The 18,820-nt window shown below is 62.4% G+C and carries 17 protein-coding genes; 11 read left to right on the top strand and 6 right to left on the bottom strand.

The window, feature by feature from the left end:
• Positions 1 to 20 precede the first annotated feature (20 nt).
• Positions 21 to 1,040 (top strand): zinc-binding alcohol dehydrogenase family protein, encoded by a 1,020-nt coding sequence (locus tag HJB82_RS30130; RefSeq protein ID WP_221142303.1) that lies wholly within the window; start codon positions 21 to 23, stop codon positions 1,038 to 1,040.
• A gap of 209 nt (positions 1,041 to 1,249) precedes the next feature.
• Here HJB82_RS30130 and HJB82_RS30125 read toward each other — a convergent pair whose 3' ends face one another.
• Positions 1,250 to 1,978 carry a copper homeostasis protein CutC gene (locus tag HJB82_RS30125; RefSeq protein WP_221142302.1) on the bottom strand — a complete coding sequence of 243 codons (729 nt, stop codon included), beginning with the start codon at positions 1,976 to 1,978 and terminating at the stop codon, positions 1,250 to 1,252.
• Positions 1,975 to 3,225, bottom strand: a complete 1,251-nt coding sequence (locus tag HJB82_RS30120) for a LysR family transcriptional regulator (RefSeq protein WP_221117767.1) — start codon at positions 3,223 to 3,225, stop codon at positions 1,975 to 1,977. The genes HJB82_RS30125 and HJB82_RS30120 overlap by 4 nt, the downstream gene beginning before the upstream one ends.
• 50 nt (positions 3,226 to 3,275) lie before the next feature.
• Between HJB82_RS30120 and HJB82_RS30115 the strand changes: the two genes are divergently transcribed.
• The 7 genes from HJB82_RS30115 to HJB82_RS30085 all read left to right on the top strand — a co-directional run bounded on the left by HJB82_RS30115 (position 3,276) and on the right by HJB82_RS30085 (position 10,602).
• Complete coding sequence (locus HJB82_RS30115; RefSeq protein ID WP_246762712.1) at positions 3,276 to 3,461, top strand: acetyltransferase; 186 nt, start codon at positions 3,276 to 3,278, stop codon at positions 3,459 to 3,461.
• A gap of 207 nt (positions 3,462 to 3,668) precedes the next feature.
• Complete coding sequence (locus HJB82_RS30110) at positions 3,669 to 4,577, top strand: ABC transporter substrate-binding protein (protein ID WP_007633609.1); 909 nt, start codon at positions 3,669 to 3,671, stop codon at positions 4,575 to 4,577.
• Positions 4,578 to 4,664: 87 nt separating this feature from the next.
• Positions 4,665 to 5,831, top strand: coding sequence for an ABC transporter permease (locus HJB82_RS30105; protein WP_221142301.1), 1,167 nt, complete (start codon positions 4,665 to 4,667; stop codon positions 5,829 to 5,831).
• Positions 5,828 to 6,772, top strand: coding sequence for an ABC transporter ATP-binding protein (locus HJB82_RS30100; RefSeq protein WP_207582754.1), 945 nt, complete (start codon positions 5,828 to 5,830; stop codon positions 6,770 to 6,772). The genes HJB82_RS30105 and HJB82_RS30100 overlap by 4 nt, the downstream gene beginning before the upstream one ends.
• Positions 6,769 to 7,518, top strand: coding sequence for an ABC transporter permease (locus HJB82_RS30095; RefSeq protein WP_221142300.1), 750 nt, complete (start codon positions 6,769 to 6,771; stop codon positions 7,516 to 7,518). Before HJB82_RS30100 ends, HJB82_RS30095 begins: the two co-directional genes overlap by 4 nt.
• A 146-nt stretch (positions 7,519 to 7,664) precedes the next feature.
• On the top strand, positions 7,665 to 8,060 hold the full coding sequence (locus HJB82_RS30090; RefSeq protein WP_207582752.1) for a VOC family protein: 396 nt from the start codon (positions 7,665 to 7,667) through the stop codon (positions 8,058 to 8,060).
• An 88-nt stretch (positions 8,061 to 8,148) separates the two neighbouring features.
• A complete protein-coding gene (locus tag HJB82_RS30085) occupies positions 8,149 to 10,602 on the top strand; it encodes a glycoside hydrolase family 2 protein (RefSeq protein ID WP_221142299.1) in 2,454 nt (817 codons plus the stop codon).
• A gap of 195 nt (positions 10,603 to 10,797) precedes the next feature.
• On the opposite strand, the gene HJB82_RS30080 is transcribed toward HJB82_RS30085, so the two are convergent.
• Positions 10,798 to 11,190: a PRC-barrel domain-containing protein gene (locus HJB82_RS30080; RefSeq protein ID WP_207582750.1), complete on the bottom strand. Its 393-nt coding sequence runs from the start codon at positions 11,188 to 11,190 to the stop codon at positions 10,798 to 10,800.
• Positions 11,191 to 11,421: 231 nt separating this feature from the next.
• Between HJB82_RS30080 and HJB82_RS30075 the strand changes: the two genes are divergently transcribed.
• Both HJB82_RS30075 and pgi read left to right on the top strand, forming a co-directional pair.
• Positions 11,422 to 13,122 carry a long-chain fatty acid--CoA ligase gene (locus HJB82_RS30075; protein WP_207582749.1) on the top strand — a complete coding sequence of 567 codons (1,701 nt, stop codon included), beginning with the start codon at positions 11,422 to 11,424 and terminating at the stop codon, positions 13,120 to 13,122.
• 137 nt (positions 13,123 to 13,259) lie between these two features.
• Positions 13,260 to 14,885 carry a glucose-6-phosphate isomerase gene (pgi, locus tag HJB82_RS30070; protein WP_221133231.1) on the top strand — a complete coding sequence of 542 codons (1,626 nt, stop codon included), beginning with the start codon at positions 13,260 to 13,262 and terminating at the stop codon, positions 14,883 to 14,885.
• Between the two features lie 163 nt (positions 14,886 to 15,048).
• Here the strand turns inward: pgi and HJB82_RS30065 are convergent, their stop codons facing one another.
• Positions 15,049 to 16,197, bottom strand: coding sequence for an alpha-hydroxy acid oxidase (locus tag HJB82_RS30065; RefSeq protein WP_221133230.1), 1,149 nt, complete (start codon positions 16,195 to 16,197; stop codon positions 15,049 to 15,051).
• 35 nt (positions 16,198 to 16,232) lie between these two features.
• A complete protein-coding gene (locus tag HJB82_RS30060) occupies positions 16,233 to 17,267 on the bottom strand; it encodes an acyl-CoA desaturase (protein WP_259674026.1) in 1,035 nt (344 codons plus the stop codon).
• Between the two features lie 157 nt (positions 17,268 to 17,424).
• Here HJB82_RS30060 and HJB82_RS30055 point away from each other — a divergent pair, with 157 nt between their 5' ends.
• Positions 17,425 to 17,790 (top strand): metalloregulator ArsR/SmtB family transcription factor, encoded by a 366-nt coding sequence (locus HJB82_RS30055; protein WP_221133229.1) that lies wholly within the window; start codon positions 17,425 to 17,427, stop codon positions 17,788 to 17,790.
• Positions 17,791 to 17,885: 95 nt separating this feature from the next.
• On the opposite strand, the gene HJB82_RS30050 is transcribed toward HJB82_RS30055, so the two are convergent.
• A complete protein-coding gene (locus HJB82_RS30050) occupies positions 17,886 to 18,812 on the bottom strand; it encodes a carbohydrate kinase (RefSeq protein WP_221133228.1) in 927 nt (308 codons plus the stop codon).
• Between the last annotated feature and the right edge of the window lie 8 nt (positions 18,813 to 18,820).

Raw genomic sequence — 18,820 nt, 5'->3', positions numbered from 1 at the left:
CCAAGAATGCGAGACCCGTCATGAAAGCAGTTGTTTGCCGGGAGCCCGGCGTGCTCGAGATCGTCGAGCGTCCTTTGCCTGCGGCACCGGCGCCTGGCTGGGCGCGCCTGGCGGTCAGCCATGTCGGCATCTGCGGCACCGACTATCATATCTTCGAGGGCAAACATCCTTTCCTCGAATATCCCCGCGTGATGGGGCATGAGGTCTCGGCGACGGTGCTGGAAGCAGGCGAAGGCGTTGACATGGCTGTGGGAACACCCGTCATCGTCAATCCCTATCTGTCCTGCGGCCAATGTGTCGCCTGCCGCCAGGGCAAGCCGAATTGCTGCACCAATATCAAGGTGCTCGGCGTCCATACGGACGGAGCTTTCTGCGAGGAGATCTCGGTTCCGGCGGGCAACCTCTATGCCGCCAAGGGACTGAGCCTCGAGGCGGCCGCAACCGTCGAGTTTCTGGCGATCGGCGCCCATGCGGTGCGCCGCTCGATGACCGGCGCCGGCGCGCGAGCGCTCGTCATCGGCGCCGGGCCGATCGGGCTCGGGGCAGCGATCTTCTCACGCATTGCCGGCCATGAAGTGACGTTGCTCGACACCAGCGCTGAGCGGCTGCAGATGGCCTCGGAGCGCTTCGGCTTCACCTCCGGCATCGTCGCCAACGAGGCGACAATGGATGCCGTGCGCGAAACAACCAATGGCGACGGTTTCGACGTGGTCTTCGACGCCACCGGTTACGGCCCTTCGATGGAAAAAGCCTTCTCCTTCGTCGCCCATGGCGGCGCATTGGTGCTGGTCAGCGTCGTCAAAGACGATATCCGCTTTTCCGACCCGGAATTCCACAAACGCGAAATGATGGTGATCGGCAGCCGCAACGCCACCCGCGCCGATTTCGAACATGTGGCCGCTTCGATCGCCAAAGGCCTCGTGCCCGTCGACAAACTCATCACCCACCGCACAACGCTCGCCGACACGCCCCGCGATCTCGGTCGCTGGGCGCATGAGAAGAACGGGCTGATCAAGGCGGTGATCAGGGTTGGTGGTTAGGGTACGGCGCGTTACATGCGCGCGGAGTGCTTGCGGCGTGGATAGTCGGGTCAAGCCCTGGGTCAAGCCCGAGTATGACGGAGAGTGGGAAAACCTGTGCGGCAAGAGGCGGGACGTCCGGAGGAATTCCAGCAAAATGCGCGAGCGGTTTCGGGTGGGAATCGCGTAAAATAATAGGCACTTTGCTTTCCGTCCGGGATGCGGAACCGCTAACGCTCCATTGCCGCAATCGCCCTGCACATCTCCCTGACCACCGCAGTATCCGTCCGGTTCGCGCTTTTCGCCTCGAAACCAAAGGCGACCGCACGGGGGTCGGCGCTTTCCATAGGTGAGTTGCAGGAACCGTGGACCTCGCGGGCGCCGGTTGCCTGCAATATCTGGCCGACATTGGCGGGGCGGATGCCACTGCCGGGCATGATGGATATGCGGCCGGATGCCGTGGTCGAAAGGCGTTTCAGGGTTTCGATTCCGTCGGCCGCCTTCAGCGCGCAGCCGGAGGTCAGGATGCGTTCGCAGCCGAGCTCGACGGCCTGTTCCAGCGCATAGTCGGCATCCGGCACCAGATCGAAAGCCCGATGCAGCGTCGAACCGAGGCCTGAGGCATGCGCCTTTAGGCGGTGGATCAGCGGCATGTCGAGCGTGCCGTCCAGCCGATTGGCGCCGATGACGACGCCGGCAAGACCTGCGGCGCGCACGGCATCGATATCGAGCATCATCGCTTCCTCATCTCTCCTGTCGAAGATGAACGGACCGGCATGCGGGCGGATCATCGCATAGACAGGAATGGGCGCCCTGGCGGCGATCTGCATCAGGCTCGGCAGCGGCGTCAGGCCGCCGAGCTCCAGCGCCGAACAAAGCTCGATGCGGCCGGCGCCACCCTCGATGGCGGCGGCGAGGCCGTCAGCGCTATCCACACACACTTCCAGCAGGACGGTCACGCTACGCTCTCCCTGGCTTTGTCGCGCACCATGGCCTGCGCGACAGTTTCAGACGTAATTCGCGCCGCCGCCTCGATGATGACGGCGCAGGCATCGGCGGCGGCTTTGCGATGGTTGAAGGCGACGTGATAGGACATCGCCAGATGCTCGTCGAGATCGACGATGCGCACCTTGTCGGCGATCGGCATGGCGCTGATCCGGCCGAGGAAGGAGACGTAGCCGTGATTGGCGACGAGGTCGACGATCACAGGCAGCGAATCCGCGGCGGTGATATCCCGGCTGCGCAAGCGCCGGTTCGGCGCGCGCTCGTCGCTGAAGGCCATGGCCGCGTGGCCGAGACCGGTGCGCGGGCTCGGCATGCAGATCGCGTGGGCGGCGACGAGATCGGCGACGGTGGTTTCGGTGCTTTGCGGCGGCGCGATCACCACCATGTCGGTCTGCAGCAATTCCCGATGGCGGAAGCTTTCAAGGCCGAAGACCGAATCCAGGATCGCCACATCGATGCGGCCGCTCTTCAGCGCCTCGCGCAGATCGTCGGCGGTCATCGAGACCAGCGAGATCGCATTGTTGTTGCGGCGCGCATTCCATTCGGAGACCAGCGAGCCCAGGCAGCGCGCCACCCAGCTTTCCGATCCGGTGGGAATGATCGAGCCGATGCGCAGCGACCGGGCGGCGCGCCGATACCGCTCGTCGGCCGATGATTTCAGATCGTTCCAGGCCTGGCTGATCGTCGTGAAGATCTGGTAGGCGCGCCTGCCCTCCTCCGTCAGCACCGAACCCTGCGCCTGCCGCTCGAACAGGCGGTGACCTAAAAATTTCTCAAGATTGGCAAGCTGAAGCGAAAGCTGCGGCTGCCCCAGGCGAAGGCGGCGGGCGGCGCGATTGATGCTGCCCTGGTCGGCCACTTCCAGAAAACGCTCGATGGTGACGACCTTGATGGGAACACGTGATGCCCAGGCATCGGTGACCTCAATGGCGTCGGTGGTCGTAGCGTCATGGCCGGTGAATTGGCCAAGCTCGCCGATCGCAGCGGTGAGCGGCGCCAGGCCTTCCAGCACCCTGCCGCTGGCGATGAGCATTACCAGCTCGCCGGAGGCGCGTTCCGTCAGCTTCATCGCCAGCTCGGTTTCGAGATGATGGATGGCCGCAGACACGGTCGAGGGCGACAGCTGGAAGCGCCGCCCCGTCTCGCGCACCGAACCGGAGGTCAAGACATGGTGAGCGGTGAACAGGGCACCAAGATGCAAACGAGCCACCTCCGGAAAGCGCTGGAAAAACCGGACGATATGATGTGTTCATGAAAAAAGATATCCCTGCTTTCGCAGAGGCGGGCTATCGTTTCCGCATAGAAAAATCCGGGCGGCGGAAATCCGCAACAGAGCACCGGAACATCGCGGAAACACGCAAGGGGACAAAAACAAATCGCGCCGACCCTGGAAAAGGGAATGCGTTTCCGCGCGCGGCGGGACATTCGCCGCCATAATCGTGGCGCGGCCGCAAATACTAAAGGGGGCTTGCATCGATTTTTCAGGCGTGCACGCTATTTCCATCACGCACGCAATTCCGGCATGATGCGATCTCGTCGCGTTGGCCGGCGGACTTCCTGTGCGCAGACCCCCCGCCCGGGGCTTGCGCATCTGCATAATGCAGCAATTCAAAGTGCTAATGGTGTCAACCAAGGGGATATTCCATGCTGAAGAAACTCGCACTCGCCGTCACGCTCTCCGCCTTCGCGGCGGGTGCGGCTCATGCTGCAGATGTCGTCGTCTCGTCGAAGATCGACACCGAAGGCACGCTGCTCGGCAACGTCATTGCGCTCGCGCTCGAAGCCAACGGCATCAAGACACAGGACCGCATCGCGCTTGGCGCCACACCCGTCGTGCGCAAGGCGATCACCGCAGGCGAAATCGACATCTATCCTGAATATACCGGCAATGCCGGCTTCTTCTTCAACAAGGCCGATGACGCCGCCTGGAAAAATATCGACCAGGGTTATGAGCTGGCAAAGAAGCTCGATTACGACGCCAACAAGATCGTCTGGTTGACGCCGTCGCCGGCCAACAACACCTGGGCGCTCGCCGTGCGCAGCGATGTTGCCCAACCGAACAAGCTGAAGAGCCTTACGGACTTCGGCAAATGGGTGGCCGGCGGCGGTGCCGCCAAGCTTGCCGCCTCAGCCGAATTCGTCAATTCGGCCGGCGCGCTTCCCGCCTTCCAGACGACCTACGGCTTCCAGCTGAAGCCTGACCAAATGGTTGTTCTGTCCGGCGGCGACACGGCGGCGACGATCAAGGCGGCCGCCGACCAGACGAACGGCGTCAACACCGCCATGGTCTACGGCACGGATGGCGCGATCGAAGCGGCCGAACTCACCGTTCTCGAAGACGACAAGAACGTGCAGCAGGTCTATGCGCCCACCCCGATCATCCGCGAGGAGGTTCTGAAAGCCAACCCGAAGATCGAGGAAGTGCTCTCGCCGATCTTCAAGAGCCTGACCGCCGACGAGTTGCGCAAGCTCAATGCCAAGATCCAGGTCGACGGCGAGCCGGCAAAGTCCGTCGCTGAAGCCTATCTCAAGGAAAAAGGCTTCCTGAAGTAATCATCACTCGCTCCGCCCGATTGCGGGCGGAGCCTCTCTCTGCTGCTAGGTTTGGCCGGACGGGATTGCTCAGACAGGGTTGATTTGATGGAAGAAACCTCAGCGGTCCGCAGGCTGGACCGGCTCGGCGTGGTTCTGGTGGCCGGTGGCATCGCGGCGACGGCACTGATGCCCTTCATCTACGTCAAGGCGAACCGCATCGCCGCCGGCAAGCCGATGCTGCTGACGCAGCTTCTTCCCCAGCCCTCCGTCGTCATCCTCACCATCCTGCTCGTTCTCACCGCTGTCGCCACGCTGTTGCTGCGCAACGCCCTTGCCCGGCTTGCCATCGCCACACTCTGCCTTGCGGCGCTGATCGTTGCGATCGGCCTCGTCTCGACGGCGGCGACGCCGCCCGGCAGCACGGTGGCGCGGATGACGCCCGGTGGCGGTTTCTGGGCGCTGTTTGCGGTGATCGGGCTCGTCATCTCCGATGCGCTGGTGAAGATCCGGCTGGCGCCGTGGATGCGGGTCGCAGCCCTTGCGGCCTATGCGGCGCTGCTTTTCATCTCGCTTTCCTCCGGCCTGCTCGACAGCCTGTCGATCATGAAGGAATTCTCGACGCGGGCGCCGCAATTCGAGACGGAAGCGATCTCGCATCTGCTACTGGCCTTCGGCTCATTGGCCATCGCCATCATTCTCGGCCTGCCGCTCGGCATCCTGTGCTTCTGGGTGCCGAAGCTGCGGGCCATCGTGCTCCAAGGCCTCAGCTTGATCCAGACGATCCCGAGCCTCGCACTGTTCGGCCTGCTGATGCTGCCGCTCGGCTATCTCGCCACCCATGTACCGCTGGCGGCTGCGATCGGCATTCGCGGCATCGGCACGGCGCCGGCCTTGATCGCGCTGGTGCTCTATTCGCTGCTGCCGATCGTCGCCAACACCGTCGTCGGCCTCGAGGGCGTCGATCCCTCGGTGCGGGATGCTGCGGCCGGCATGGGGCTGACGCAACGGCAGATCCTCACCGGCATCGACATGCCGCTTGCCTTTCCCGTCATCCTCACCGGCATCCGCATCGTGCTGGTGCAGGCAATCGGCATGGTGACGATCGCGGCGCTGATCGGCGGCGGCGGCTTCGGCATCTTCATCTTCCAGGGGCTCGGCCAGACGGCCATGGACCTCGTCCTGCTCGGCGCCGTGCCGACCGTGTTCTTCGCCTTCTCATCGGCCGTCATCCTCGATGCGGTCATCGACAGCATCCGGGGATCCGCCGCATGAGCATGATCGAGATCAGGAACGTCACCAAACGCTATGGCGCGGCCACCGTCGTCGACAATGTCTCGATGCGCGTCGAGAAGGGTGAGATCACCGTCATCGTCGGCACCTCGGGCTCCGGCAAATCGACACTGATGCGGATGATCAACCGGCTGGTGCCGATCACCGCAGGCGAGATTTTCGTCGGCGGGCAGAATGTCATTGACGTCGAGGTGACCGAGCTTCGCCGCAGGATCGGCTATGCCATCCAGGGACACGGCCTGTTTCCACACCGCACCGTGGCGCAGAATATCGCCACGGTGCCGCAGCTTCTCGATTGGGATTCGACCCGGATCGCGGCCCGCGTCGAGGAACTGCTCGGGCTTTTCAACCTCGATCCGGCGAGTTTCGCCGACAAATATCCGCACCAGCTCTCCGGCGGGCAGCAGCAGCGCGTCGGCGTCGCCCGGGCGCTGGCGGCTGAGCCGGAACTGCTGCTGATGGACGAACCGTTCGGGGCGCTCGATCCGGTCATCCGCGGCAAGGCGCAGGACGATCTCCTGGCGATCCAGAAGCAGTTCGGCACCACGGTTATTCTCGTCACCCACGACATGGACGAGGCCTTCCATCTCGGCAATCAGATCGCGGTGATGAGCGAGGGCAGATTGCTGCAATGCTCGACGCCGGAAAAGATCCTCACCGAACCCGCCGATCCCTTCGTTCAGCAATTGACCGGCACCTCCGACCGGGCGCTGAAGCTGATGTCGCTGCTGCCGCTGAAGGAGAGCATGGAACCGGCCAAGAGCGGCCTCGCCTATGCCTTGCCGCAGTCGCTCAGCCTGCGCGACGCGCTGGCCGAAATGATCTGGCAGGGCGTCGACGAGGCGACGGTGCAGGACGGCGAGAAAGCGCCGGTGGGATCGATCTCGATGACGCGGCTTCTCGAACTGGGCCGCAAGGCATGAAACTCATCGTCGCCAATCTCTTCCGCCTGGCGGCGCTGGTATTGCTGCTCATCCTGCTGGTCAGGACGGAATGGCTTTCCTTCCTACTCGTGCCGCTGACCAACAACAATGCGCCCGCCGTCTATACGCAGAACAGCCTCGCCTCGCTGGCCGCCGGCCATCTGCAACTGGTCATCGGATCGATCGCCTGCAGCGCGGTGCTCGCCGTTGTCGGCGGCATCTTCGTCACCCGCGAAAGCGGCGCCGACTTTCTGCCGTTGTCGCGCGCCATCGCCAATGCCGGGCAGACCTTTCCGCCGGTTGCGGTGCTGGCACTCGCGGTTCCCGCCACCGGCTTCGGCGCCATGCCGACGCTGATCGCACTGTTTCTCTACGGCCTGCTGCCGATTTTCGAAAATACCGTCGCCGGCCTGAAGCAGGTGTCGCCGCAGGTTCTCGATGCCGCCGACGGCATGGGCATGAACGGCACCCAGCGGCTGCTCCGCGTCGAGCTGCCCCTCGCCCTGCCGCTGATCCTCGAAGGGCTGAAGGTCGCGACCGTGATCAATATCGGCACGGCGACGATCGGCTCGACGGTTGCGGCAAAGGGCCTCGGCGAGGTGATCATCGCCGGGCTGATTTCCGACAATACCGCCTTCATCCTGCAGGGCGGGCTGATCGTCGGCCTGATGGCGGTGCTGATCTATGACGCCATGGGCATGGTCGAAGGGGCGATCACGCGAAGAATCGGCTTGCGCACGCCGTAAGAGGACGAGTACCAAGACTGCCGTGACTACTGCATAATTCCTTAAATCGATTCCGATTTAAGGAATTATGCAGTAATTCAAAGTGCTACAGCGTCCTTTGCTCGTCTAAAGAGACGCGCGGCGCTATAGTGCAGTGGGAGGCAGACTTGGCGAAGATGATCCACTCGATGATCCGTATTCTCGACGAGGCGCGCTCGGTCGAGTTCTACGGCAAGGCATTCGGCCTTTCGGTCGCCGACCGCGTCGATTTCGACACCTTCACGTTGATCTATCTGAGCAATGCCGAGACCGGCTTCGAGCTGGAATTGACGGTCAACAAGGGCCGGACCGCGCCCTACGATCTGGGCAATGGCTATGGCCATCTCGCCATCTCCGTCGAAGAGGTGGCGGTCGAGCGCGAACGGCTGTCGAAACTGAGGCTGAAGCCGGGCGAACTGGTAGAGCTCAACCGTGACGGCAAGCTCTTCGGCCTGTTCTTCTTCATCAGCGATCCGGACGGCTATAAGATCGAGGTGCTGCAGCGCCACGGCCGGTTTCTCTGACAGATCTGACGCCGGCCCCGATCGCGGCGGCACTCTACCAACGACACCTCATCCGACAGCTTCGAGCGGCATAAATCAGGAGCCATCCATGATCGAGAAGACCACGCTGAATTCCGGCTGGACGCTCTCCTGCAACGATACAGCAAGGCCCGGCCTGCCTGATGCCGTCCCCGCAACGGTGCCGGGATGTGTGCATCTCGACCTTCTCGCCAGCCGGCTGATCGCCGATCCCTATATCGACGTCAACGAGATCACCAATGACTGGATCGGCAAAACCGACTGGACCTATCGCTGCCGCTTCGAGGCGGCGGCAGACGATGGCAGGGTGCAGGAGCTGGTCTTCGACGGGCTCGATACGATCGCGACGATCGCGCTCAACGGCGAAGAGATCGGCCGCACATTCAATATGAACCGCACCTTTCGTTTCGATGTTTCGAGATTGCTGAAGGTTGGCCAGAACGACCTCAGCGTTACCTTTCGTTCCGCCTATGCATATGGCGCGGAGATGGAGAAACATTACGGCTACCGTCCCAACAATTATCCGGGACCGGGCAATCTGATGCGCAAGATGGCCTGCAATTTCGGCTGGGACTGGGGGCCGACGCTGGTGACGGCGGGCCTCTGGAAACCGGTCAAGCTGGAAAGCTGGGATCGGGCGCGGCTTTCCGAAACAAGGGTATCGGCCACGCTTGCCGGCGGCGACGGGTTGGTGAAGGTGCAGGCCAGGCTGGCGCGGCATGGCGATAAGGCGGGCTGCAAGCTTGTCGCCGCAATCGGCGGCATGACTAAGACGGTTACGATCGACCCTGGGGAAGACGAGGTCGTCTTCGAGCTTGTCCTTCCCTCGCCAAAACTCTGGTGGCCGCATCATCTCGGCGCGCAGCCGCTCTATCCCCTGACGCTCGAGCTCGTCGACGATGCCAGCAGCGATCTGCTCGACAGCCATCAACGTGAACTTGGTTTCCGCTCTTTGCGGCTCGACACCTCGGCCGACGCGCACGGCTCGGCCTTCACCTTCGTCATCAACGACGTGCCGCTGTTCATCGCGGGCGCGAACTGGATTCCCGACGATTGTTTTCCCTCCCGGGTGACGGCCGAGCGGTATGCTGCTGGAATCGACGAGGCGAAGGCCGCCAATATCCATATGCTGCGCGTCTGGGGCGGGGGCATTTTCGAGCGCGATGAATTCTACGAAGCCTGCGACCGCATGGGCATGCTGGTCTGGCAGGATTTCCTCTTTGCCTGCGCCGCCTATCCAGAGGAGGAGCCGCTGAAGAGCGAGGTCGAGGCTGAAGTGCGCGACAATGTCGTGCGGCTGATGCCGCATGCCTCACTGATCCTCTGGAACGGCAATAACGAGAACATCTGGGGCTTCGACGAATGGGGCTGGCGGCCGATCATCAAGGCAGGCGAGAGCTGGGGGCTCGGCTATTATCTCGACCTGCTGCCGAGGCTTTGCGCTGAACTCGATCCCGACCGGCCCTATTATCCCGGCAGCCCCTATTCCGGTTCGATGGAGATCGAACCCAATGCCGACGGCCATGGCTGCAAACATATCTGGGACGTGTGGAACGACGTCGGCTACGAGGTCTACCGCAATTATATCCCGCGCTTCTGCTCCGAATTCGGCTGGCAGGCGCCGGCTGCCTGGGCAACGATCGAAGAGAGCGTGCATGACGCACCGCTGACCCCGCAATCGAACGGCGTCTTCCACCATCAGAAGGCCACCCAAGGCAATGACAAGCTGATCCGCGGCCTCGCCGGTCACCTGCCGGAGCCGCGGACCATGGATGACTGGCACTTCGCCACCCAGCTCAACCAGGCCCGCGCCATCCGCTTCGGTGTCGAGCACATGCGGTCTCACCGCGATATCTGCAAGGGCGCGGTGGTCTGGCAGTTCAACGACTGCTGGCCGGTGACGTCATGGGCGGCGCTGGATTCAGCCGGCCGCCGCAAGCCGCTCTGGTATGCGCTGAAGGCCGCCTATGATCCACGCCTGCTGACGATCCAGCCGCGCGGCGACGGACTGGCGGCAGTGGCGGTCAATGAACGCACATTGTTCTGGCGGGCGAAGATCAGTGGCAAACGCCTGAGGCTCGACGGCACGGTGCTTGCCGAATTCGAATTCTGGCGGCTGCTCTGCGACCGTTTCGAGGCCAAGGAATTTCCGCTGCCCGAAGATATCGTCAGGCCCAACGTACCGAAGGACGAGGTCATCGTCGTCGAGATGCTCGACAGGCGGGCTTTTCACTATTTCGTCGAGGATATCGCGCTTGCCCTGCCGGCGCCGCGGCTGAGCGTCGATGTCACGGAAATCGATGGCGGGTTTGCGGTTGCGGTCACGGCTGAGAGTTTCCTGAAGGATCTCTGCCTAATGGCGGACCGGCTGGACCCGGATGCCGTGGTCGACACGATGCTGGTGACGCTGCTGCCGGGCGAGAGCCATGTGTTTGCGGTGAAGACGGCGAAGGTGATCGTCGCTGAAGACATTACGATCGGGATAGTGTTGCGATCGGCCAATGATCTTGTTGCGGGGGAGTAAAACGCAGCCCCTCATCCGCCTGCCGGCACCGACCGGGGTCGAGCCACGGGTCTCGACCCGTCCTTCGGACCCACGCTTGCGGGGCGAAGGGGATATGCCGCAGCCTCTCCGTCCCTCGTCAACGTCCACCGACAACAGCACGCCAAAAAGGCCCCGCATCCGCGGAGCCCTTCCAATTCGGCCTATCGAACGAGATTACATCCAGTAGGGCGGCACGCCGTAGTAGTCATAGACCCGGCGGCCATTGTCGTTGTACCAGCTGTCGTCATCGTCCGAATAGCTCGGTGCGCCTTCGATCTGTTCCTTGGTCAGGTCGATGCGATAGCCATCCAGCTTGGTGTCGTAGTTGAGCTTTTCCCAGGGTAGCGGATAGTGATCGTGACCGATGCCGAGGAAGCCGCCGAAGCTCAGCACGGCATAGGCGACGCGGCCGTCGAGCTTGCCGATGATCAGACGTTCGATCGAGCCGATATGCCTGCCATCGGCGCCGTAGACACGGGTGCCCTCGACGCGGTCGCTGGCGATTAGCGAATGCGTGCTCTTCGCGTTCGGATCACCGCGGTTGGCGTCAGTTTCCTGATTGAGCATTGTGCATCTCCTTTGGTTCCTCACGGGGGTACCTAGACAACGTGGCGCTAGACTCAAAGTTCCGCTGCTCGAACGGGCCATTATTGACGTTTACGTCAAGGTTAGTATAGCTTCAATTCGGCTTGAACCATTCGAGCAATGGCATAAGCTGCCGGACTGGAAGATGGAGGATCTTTCCGGTCGATCTGCCGACCGATCGTCGGCGCGGCGGCAGCAGGGGAGAGAGACACGATGAACAGCATTTCCGTCCATCCGAACGGCGCCAGGCCTGAGAAACCCTGGCTTGCCGCCTATCCCGATATGGTTCCGGCCGAACTCCCGCCGCTGGAATATGCCTCGCTGGCGGAACTGCTGGAAAAATCCTGTGCCCGCTACGCCGACCGGACCGCTTTTGCCAGCATGGGCAAGGCAATGAGTTATCGCGCGTTGGAGAGCCAGACGCGCAAGGTCGCCGCCTGGCTGCAGAGCACCGGCCTTGAGAAGGGCGACCGCGTCGCCGTGATGATGCCGAACGTCTTACAGAACCCGGTCGCGACCTATGCCATCCTGCGGGCCGGCCTCGTCGTCGTCAACGTCAACCCGCTCTATACGCCGCGCGAGCTCGAACACCAGTTGCGCGATTCCGGCGCCAAGGCGATCTTCGTGCTGGAGAATTTTGCCCGCACGGTCGAGCAGGTCTTGAACAAGACCGACCTCCGCCATGTCGTTGTCACCTCGCTCGGTGACATGCTGGGGATCAAGGGGCTGATCGTCAATTTCACCGTGCGCAAGGTGAAGAAGCTCGTGCCCTCCTGGTCGATCCCTGAGCACAAGAGCTTCGGCCAGGTGCTGCGGGAAGGCGCGAGGAAAAGCCTTGAGCCGGTCACGCTTGCGGGCAGCGATATCGCCTTTTTGCAATATACCGGCGGCACGACCGGCGTTGCCAAGGGCGCGGTGCTGACGCATGCAAACCTGCTTGCCAACAAGCTGCAGCTGTCGCTTTGGCTCCGCTCGGCCTTCGAGCGCAAGAAGCAGCCCGAGGTGCTGAATTTCCTCTGCGCTTTGCCGCTCTACCACATCTTCGCGCTGACGGTGAATTCGCTGATGGGCATGTCGCTCGGCGCCCGCAACATCCTGATCGCCAATCCGCGCGACATTCCAGGCCTCGTCAAGGAATTCGGCAAGTCCGACGTGCATATCTTCCCCGGCCTCAACACGCTGTTCAACGCGCTGATGAACAATGCCGATTTCGCCAAGCTCGACTTCTCGCCGCTGATCATGTCGCTTGGCGGCGGCATGGCCGTGCAGCGCCCGGTCGCCGAACGCTGGCTTAAGATAACCGGCACGGCGGTAACGGAGGGCTACGGCCTTTCCGAGACCTCGCCGGTTGCCACCGCCAACCGTTTCGATTCGGCCGAGTTCACCGGCACGATCGGCCTGCCGATGCCCTCCACCGACCTCGATATCCGCGACGAGGACGGCCATTCGCTGCCGCTCGGCGACGTCGGCGAGATCTGCATCCGCGGGCCGCAGGTGATGGCCGGCTATTGGCAAAAGCCCGAGGAAACGGCGCGGGTGATGACGGAGGACGGCTATTTCCGCTCGGGCGACATGGGTTTCATGAACGACCGCGGTTTTACCAAGATCGTCGACCGCAAGAAGGATATGATCCTGGTCTCCGGCTTCAACGTCTATCCGAACGAGATCGAGGAAGTCGCCGCCATGCACGCCGGCATCCTTGAGGCGGCGGCGATCGGCGTGCCGGACGGGCATTCGGGCGAGGCGGTCAAACTCTTCGTCGTTCGGAAGGACCCGAAGCTGACGGAAGCCGAGGTGAAAGCCCATTGCATCGCCAATCTCACCAACTACAAACGCCCGCGCTTCATCGAATTCCGCACCGAGCTGCCGAAGTCGCCTGTTGGTAAGATCCTGCGCAAGGACCTGCGCGGCTAATTTAACAACCTCATGAAATTGACGGCCATCCGTTCGCCGCGGATGGCTTTTTTGTATCTGGAGCGGTGGCTGAACTTGATTTGCGCCCGATAAAGCGAATAGTTTCCGCAACCTTTCCGCCTCCAGAGGAGCCTCCCATGAACGCCATCGTCGAACAGCTGAAAAGCACCGCTGATGCCACCAAGGCAACCGATATCCGTGCCGCCTTCGCCTCCGATTCCGAGCGCTTTTCGCGCTTTTCGGTTTCGCTTGACGACCTGTTGATGGATTTTTCCAAGACGGCGGTGAACGACGACATCCTCAAGCTGCTGGTCAAGCTTGCCGAAGAGGGCGGCGTCGAAAAGAAGCGCGAGGAGATGTTCTCCGGCAAGGCGATCAATTTCACCGAGGATCGCGCCGTTCTGCACACCGCGCTGCGCAACCGTTCCAACACGCCGGTTCTGGTCGACGGCAAGGACGTCATGCCCGACGTCAATTCCGTGCTTTCTGCCATGGGCAAGTTTGCCGACGACATCCGCTCGGGCACGCTGAAGGGCGCCACCGGCAAGACGATCACCGATGTCATTAATATCGGCATCGGCGGCTCGGATCTCGGCCCGGTGATGGCGACGCTGGCGCTTGCCCCCTTCCATGACGGCCCGCGGGCGCATTTCGTCTCCAACATCGACGGCGCCCATATCGCCGATATCCTCAAGCTGGTGCAGCCTGAGACGACGCTGTTCATCGTCGCCTCGAAGACCTTCACCACCGTGGAGACGATGACCAATGCGCAGACGGCGCGCAATTTCATCGCCAAGGCGCTTGGCGAAGCGGCTGTGCAGCACCACTTCGCCGCCGTCTCGACGGCGCTCGACAAGGTTTCCGCCTTCGGCATCGACAGCGCCCGCGTCTTCGGCTTCTGGGACTGGGTCGGCGGCCGCTATTCGATCTGGTCGGCGATCGGCCTGCCGCTGATGATCGCCGTCGGCCCTGATAATTTCGGCAAGTTTCTCGATGGCGCCCATGCCATCGACAATCACTTCCGTAAGGCGCCAATTACCGAGAACCTGCCGATGCTGCTCGGCCTGATCGGCTTCTACCATCGCAACGTGCTTGGATATTCGACCCGTGCCATCCTGCCCTACGACCAGCGGCTGTCGCGTTTCCCCGCCTATCTGCAGCAGCTCGACATGGAGTCGAACGGCAAGGGCGTCACCATCGACGGCACGCCGGTCGAGGGCAATTCCGGCCCGGTCGTCTGGGGCGAGCCCGGCACCAACGGCCAGCACGCCTTCTACCAGCTGATCCACCAAGGCACGAGCATCATCCCGGCCGAGTTCATGATCGCCGCCAACGCCTTCGAGCCGGAACTGCGCCATCAGCACCAGCTGCTGATCTCCAACGTTCTCGCCCAGTCGGAAGCGCTGATGAAGGGCCGCACCTTCGCGGAAGCCAAGAAGCAGCTGACCGACAAGGGCACGGACGACAAAAAGGCCGATTTCATTGCCCCGCACCGCGTCTTCCAGGGTAACCGCCCGTCGATCACCTTCGTCTACGACAAGCTCACGCCTTACGCGCTCGGCCGCCTGATCGCGCTGTACGAACACCGGGTCTTCGTCGAAGGCGTGCTCTTCCGCATCAACTCCTTCGACCAGTGGGGCGTCGAACTCGGCAAAGAACTGGCAACGGGCCTGCTGCCGGTTGTCGAGGGCAAAGAGAGTGCCGCATCGCACGACTCTTCGACCCAGGGCCTGGTTGCGGCGCTGGCAAAGCTTGCGAAGTAGGCGTTCTGGATTGTCCCAAGCACCGTTTAAAGCGGATTGAGAGTTGGCGGCCTGACCCCTTCGCCCCGTTTACGGGGGTCCGAAGGACGGGTCGAGACCCCCGGCTCGACCCCGGTTGGTGGCGGCAGCCGGATCAGGGGCGGAGCCCGCCCCTCATCCGCCCTCAGGAGCGGAAGCGCAGGTTCCGCCGGCTCAGCTGGCTGACCGTGGTGCAGCCCATCAGCTTCATGTCGCGCTCGATCTCGGTGCGCATCGTCTGCAGCGCCCGATCGACGCCGGGTTGTCCGGCGGCGGCAAGCGGGAAGAGATAGTAGCGGCCGAGGCCGACGGCCTTTGCCCCGAGCGACAAGGCCTTGAGAACATGCGTTCCCCGCTGCACGCCGCCATCCATCATGACGTCGATGCGATCGCCGACGGCGTCGACGATCTCGGCCAGCTGGTCGAAAGCGCTGCGCGAGCCGTCGAGCTGGCGTCCGCCATGGTTTGACAGCACGATGCCGGTACAGCCAATCTCGACCGCACGCTTGGCGTCTTCGACCGACATGATGCCCTTCAGGCAGAACTGCCCGCCCCAGGCGCGCACCATCGCCGCCACGTCGTCCCAGGACATCGAGGGGTCGAGCATTTCGGTGAAGTATCGGCTGATCGACAGCGACCCGCCGTCCATCTTGACGTGGTTTTCGAGCTGCGGCAGCCGGAAGCGCTCATGCGTCAGCCAGTCGATCGCCCAGGAAGGCTTGATGGCGAACTGGGCCATGCCGGCGAGATTGAGCTTGAAGGGAATGGCAAATCCGGTGCGCTTGTCGCGCTCGCGGTTGCCGCCGGTGATGCTGTCGACCGTCAGCATCATTGCCTGCACGCCGGCATTTTTCGCCCGCGCCATCATCTCGTGGTTGAGGCCGCGGTCCTTGTGGAAATAGAACTGATAGATCTGCGGCCCGTCGCTGATCTGCCGGGCTTCCTCCAGGCTGATCGTGCCGAGCGAAGAGACGCCGAACATCGTACCATGTTTTGCCGCCGCTGCCGCCACCGCCCGCTCCCCCTGGTGGTGGAAAAGCCGCTGCAGCGCCGTCGGCGAGCAATAGACCGGCATGGCGAGCTTCTGGCCCATGACCGTCACCGACATGTCGACCTCGGCCACACCCCTCAGAACGTCGGGCACCAGATCGCAATTCTCGAAGGCCGCGGTATTGCGCCGATAGGTCACCTCGTCATCGGCAGCGCCATCGATATAGTCGAAGATCGGTCCGGGAAGACGACGTTTGGCCATGCGCCGGAAATCGTGAAAATTATAGCAGTCTGTAAGGCGCATCTTTTGCTCGACCCGTTTGCTTTTCGGGCCGCAACCTAAAGCACGATTCGAAAGCTTGCCAAGGCTTCATCGTGCGATTTACGGCTTGTTGGAGAGGATATCGCACTCATGAGCGAGATTCCGCCTGACCCCGCCGCGTGAGATGGCGAATGACTGCCACCGGCGATCTCGGATACGTCGACGCGCCTAAGGCCTCGCCGTGGCACGATCATGTGCGGGAGCTTGATCGCCGACGCCAGACCGAGCCCTGCCAGCAGGCGGATGAAATACCATCCGAGGTCGAGCTGCCCCGGTTCGATGCCGAGCCGCGCCGATTGCGGGAAGGCGTGATGGTTGCCGTGGAAGCTCTCGCCAAAGGTCACCAGCCCGAACCGCGGCAGGTTATAGCCCTGCACTGCGACATCATCGACACGCCAGCCTTGATGGCCATCGCGATGCGCGAAATGGCCGACCAGCCAGTGTCCGGTCAGCGACACCGAGATCCGTGCGGCAATCCCCCAGACCAACCACGGCAGTCCGCCAAGCATAAAAAGCAGGAGTGCCAAAGGGAGTTGCTGCGCCATCCACGTTGCCTCCAGGAAGCGATAGAAGCGGTCGCGCCGCTCGCACTCCTCGAGGACGAACGATGGCGGATGGTTGAGCGCCACCGCGCAATGCATCTGCCAGAAGGCATCGATGAAAAAAGGCCGCCGATGGGCATAGAGATCATGGCAGTCTCGCTGCCGTTGCGCCCAGTCGCGAATGTCGTGCGCGTAGATCATGCCAAAGGGACCGGCCATGCCGACCAGTGTCCCGAGATAGACGAGAAAATGCTCGATCCAGATGGGGCTGCTGAAAGAGCGGTGGATCAATAGCCGATGCATGCCGACGGAATGACCGAGGCAGATGGTGGTGGCGGTCAAGAGAATGAAGACGGTAAAGGCGCTCCAGGTGAAAGTCAGCGGCCCGCCGATGATAGCAATCAAGGTCATGGCGGTGATCCAGAGCGACTTTGCCGGCACCCAGACCACCCTGCCCTTTACCGGATCGCTGTTGTTGTCGATCATGCGTCCGGTGGAAATACTGCCCATGGCAAACTCCTTCCCATCGGGCGCATTCTCCACTTGAACATCGCCCGCCAATTCATTAATTAAGCAATTACCTAATTACTTTGCATCAGTGCAGACAATTAAGCAATACATTAATTGCTTAATTGTTGGGTCGATGCGATGGCGCTGGAGACTGGATTTGGAAAACGAAGTTTTCGATGACACGGCGGAAGACAGCTCCGTCAACGCCGCCCAGCGGATATTCCACGCGCTTTCCAGTGCGCCACGGCGCAAGATCCTCGCCTATCTCTCAGCATCCGGCCTCACCGCCGGCGAGATCGCTGACCGCTTCAGCATGTCCAAGCCGGCGGTTTCGCAGCATCTTTCCATCCTCGAAACGGCGGGGCTGATCAGACGAGAAAAACAGGGTCAGTTCGTCCACTATTCGCTGATCGAGAACAATCTCGTCAATACGCTCAACGGCTTCGTGCAGGAGGTCTGCCCGGTCGGTCGGCCGATCAAGAAGGAAAGCCAGGCGCGCGCCCGCGCAAAAGACCTGCCCTAGGCACAGGGCAGATCGTGAAGACGTGCAGGCGTGGTCGAACCGTCCCGACCCCGTTGGTGCTGACAGCCGGATTTGGGCCGGCCCCGGCTTAGACCTTAAAGCCCGATCTCACGCGCCCAAGGCGGGTTGGCGCCGGCGCGGGAGACGGTGACGGCGGCGGCTTTGGCGCCGAGGGTCAGGGCGTTGCGGAGCGCCTGCTCGTCGAGCGAGGCGACCTGAGCCTTGGTCAGCAGATTATCCATCTTCAGCGAGGCCAGCACGCCGGCATCGAAGGTATCGCCCGCGCCGACCGTATCGACCACGGTGACGCGCTGGCTGGGCACCGTCACCTTGCGCTCTTTGGTATAACCGGAGGCGCCTTCGGCGCCCTTGGTGATGACGACCAGTTTGGCGCCGTGGTTCAGCCAGTGGGCGGCGAGCGTATCGTGGTCGCCGGTCAGACCGAACCAGTCGAGATCCTCGTCGGAGAATTTGACGATGTCGGATTTGGCGGCCATGCGCTTGATGCGGGCCATATGCGCCGGCTTGTCCTTGATGAAACCGGGACGGATGTTCGGGTCGAGCGAGATGACGCGGCTTGCGGCTTCGCGGTCGAGCAGCGCTTCATAGGTTTCGCCGCAGGGGCTGGGGATCAGGCTGATTGCGCCGAAATGCAGCGCTTCGCAATCATCGCCAAGGATCGGCAGGTCGGCCTCGGTGATCATCCGGCCGGCCGTGCCCTCGTCGTAGAAGGCGTAGGTCGCCTGGCCGTTCACCAGCTTGACGAAGGCGATGGTCGAGGGGCGCGGAGTGATGGCGCAGGGGCTGTAATCGACATTGGCTGCCTTCAGCGTCGCAAGCAGGATCTCGCCCATCATGTCGTCGGCAATGCCGGTGAAAAAGGCGGTGGGGATGCCGAGGCGGCCGAGCGCGATGGCGGTATTGAAGATGGCGCCGCCGGCATAGGGGGCAAAGCCCTTTTCACCAAGGGTCGTGTCCCTCGGCAGCATGTCGATCAAGGCTTCGCCGCAGCACAAAATCATCGAATTCC

The sequence above is a fragment of the Rhizobium sp. NZLR10 genome (assembly GCF_019685125.1).
Classification (GTDB): domain Bacteria; phylum Pseudomonadota; class Alphaproteobacteria; order Rhizobiales; family Rhizobiaceae; genus Rhizobium.
Note: the sequence above shows the minus strand (reverse complement) of the source record. Positions and strands in the feature narration are given on the sequence as shown.

Bases quoted from the DNA above. Each gene is read 5' to 3' on its own strand.
- HJB82_RS30080 (WP_207582750.1), bottom strand. From the start codon at position 11,190: ATGCTCAATCAGGAAACTGACGCCAACCGCGGTGATCCGAACGCGAAG.
- HJB82_RS30100 (WP_207582754.1), top strand. From the start codon at position 5,828: ATGAGCATGATCGAGATCAGGAACGTCACCAAACGCTATGGCGCGGCC.
- HJB82_RS30060 (WP_259674026.1), bottom strand. From the start codon at position 17,267: ATGGGCAGTATTTCCACCGGACGCATGATCGACAACAACAGCGATCCG.
- HJB82_RS30050 (WP_221133228.1), bottom strand. From the start codon at position 18,812: ATGATTTTGTGCTGCGGCGAAGCCTTGATCGACATGCTGCCGAGGGAC.
- HJB82_RS30075 (WP_207582749.1), top strand. From the start codon at position 11,422: ATGAACAGCATTTCCGTCCATCCGAACGGCGCCAGGCCTGAGAAACCC.
- HJB82_RS30130 (WP_221142303.1), top strand. From the start codon at position 21: ATGAAAGCAGTTGTTTGCCGGGAGCCCGGCGTGCTCGAGATCGTCGAG.
- HJB82_RS30115 (WP_246762712.1), top strand. From the start codon at position 3,276: ATGAAAAAAGATATCCCTGCTTTCGCAGAGGCGGGCTATCGTTTCCGC.
- HJB82_RS30110 (WP_007633609.1), top strand. From the start codon at position 3,669: ATGCTGAAGAAACTCGCACTCGCCGTCACGCTCTCCGCCTTCGCGGCG.
- HJB82_RS30065 (WP_221133230.1), bottom strand. From the start codon at position 16,197: ATGCGCCTTACAGACTGCTATAATTTTCACGATTTCCGGCGCATGGCC.
- HJB82_RS30105 (WP_221142301.1), top strand. From the start codon at position 4,665: ATGGAAGAAACCTCAGCGGTCCGCAGGCTGGACCGGCTCGGCGTGGTT.
- HJB82_RS30085 (WP_221142299.1), top strand. From the start codon at position 8,149: ATGATCGAGAAGACCACGCTGAATTCCGGCTGGACGCTCTCCTGCAAC.
- pgi (WP_221133231.1), top strand. From the start codon at position 13,260: ATGAACGCCATCGTCGAACAGCTGAAAAGCACCGCTGATGCCACCAAG.
- HJB82_RS30095 (WP_221142300.1), top strand. From the start codon at position 6,769: ATGAAACTCATCGTCGCCAATCTCTTCCGCCTGGCGGCGCTGGTATTG.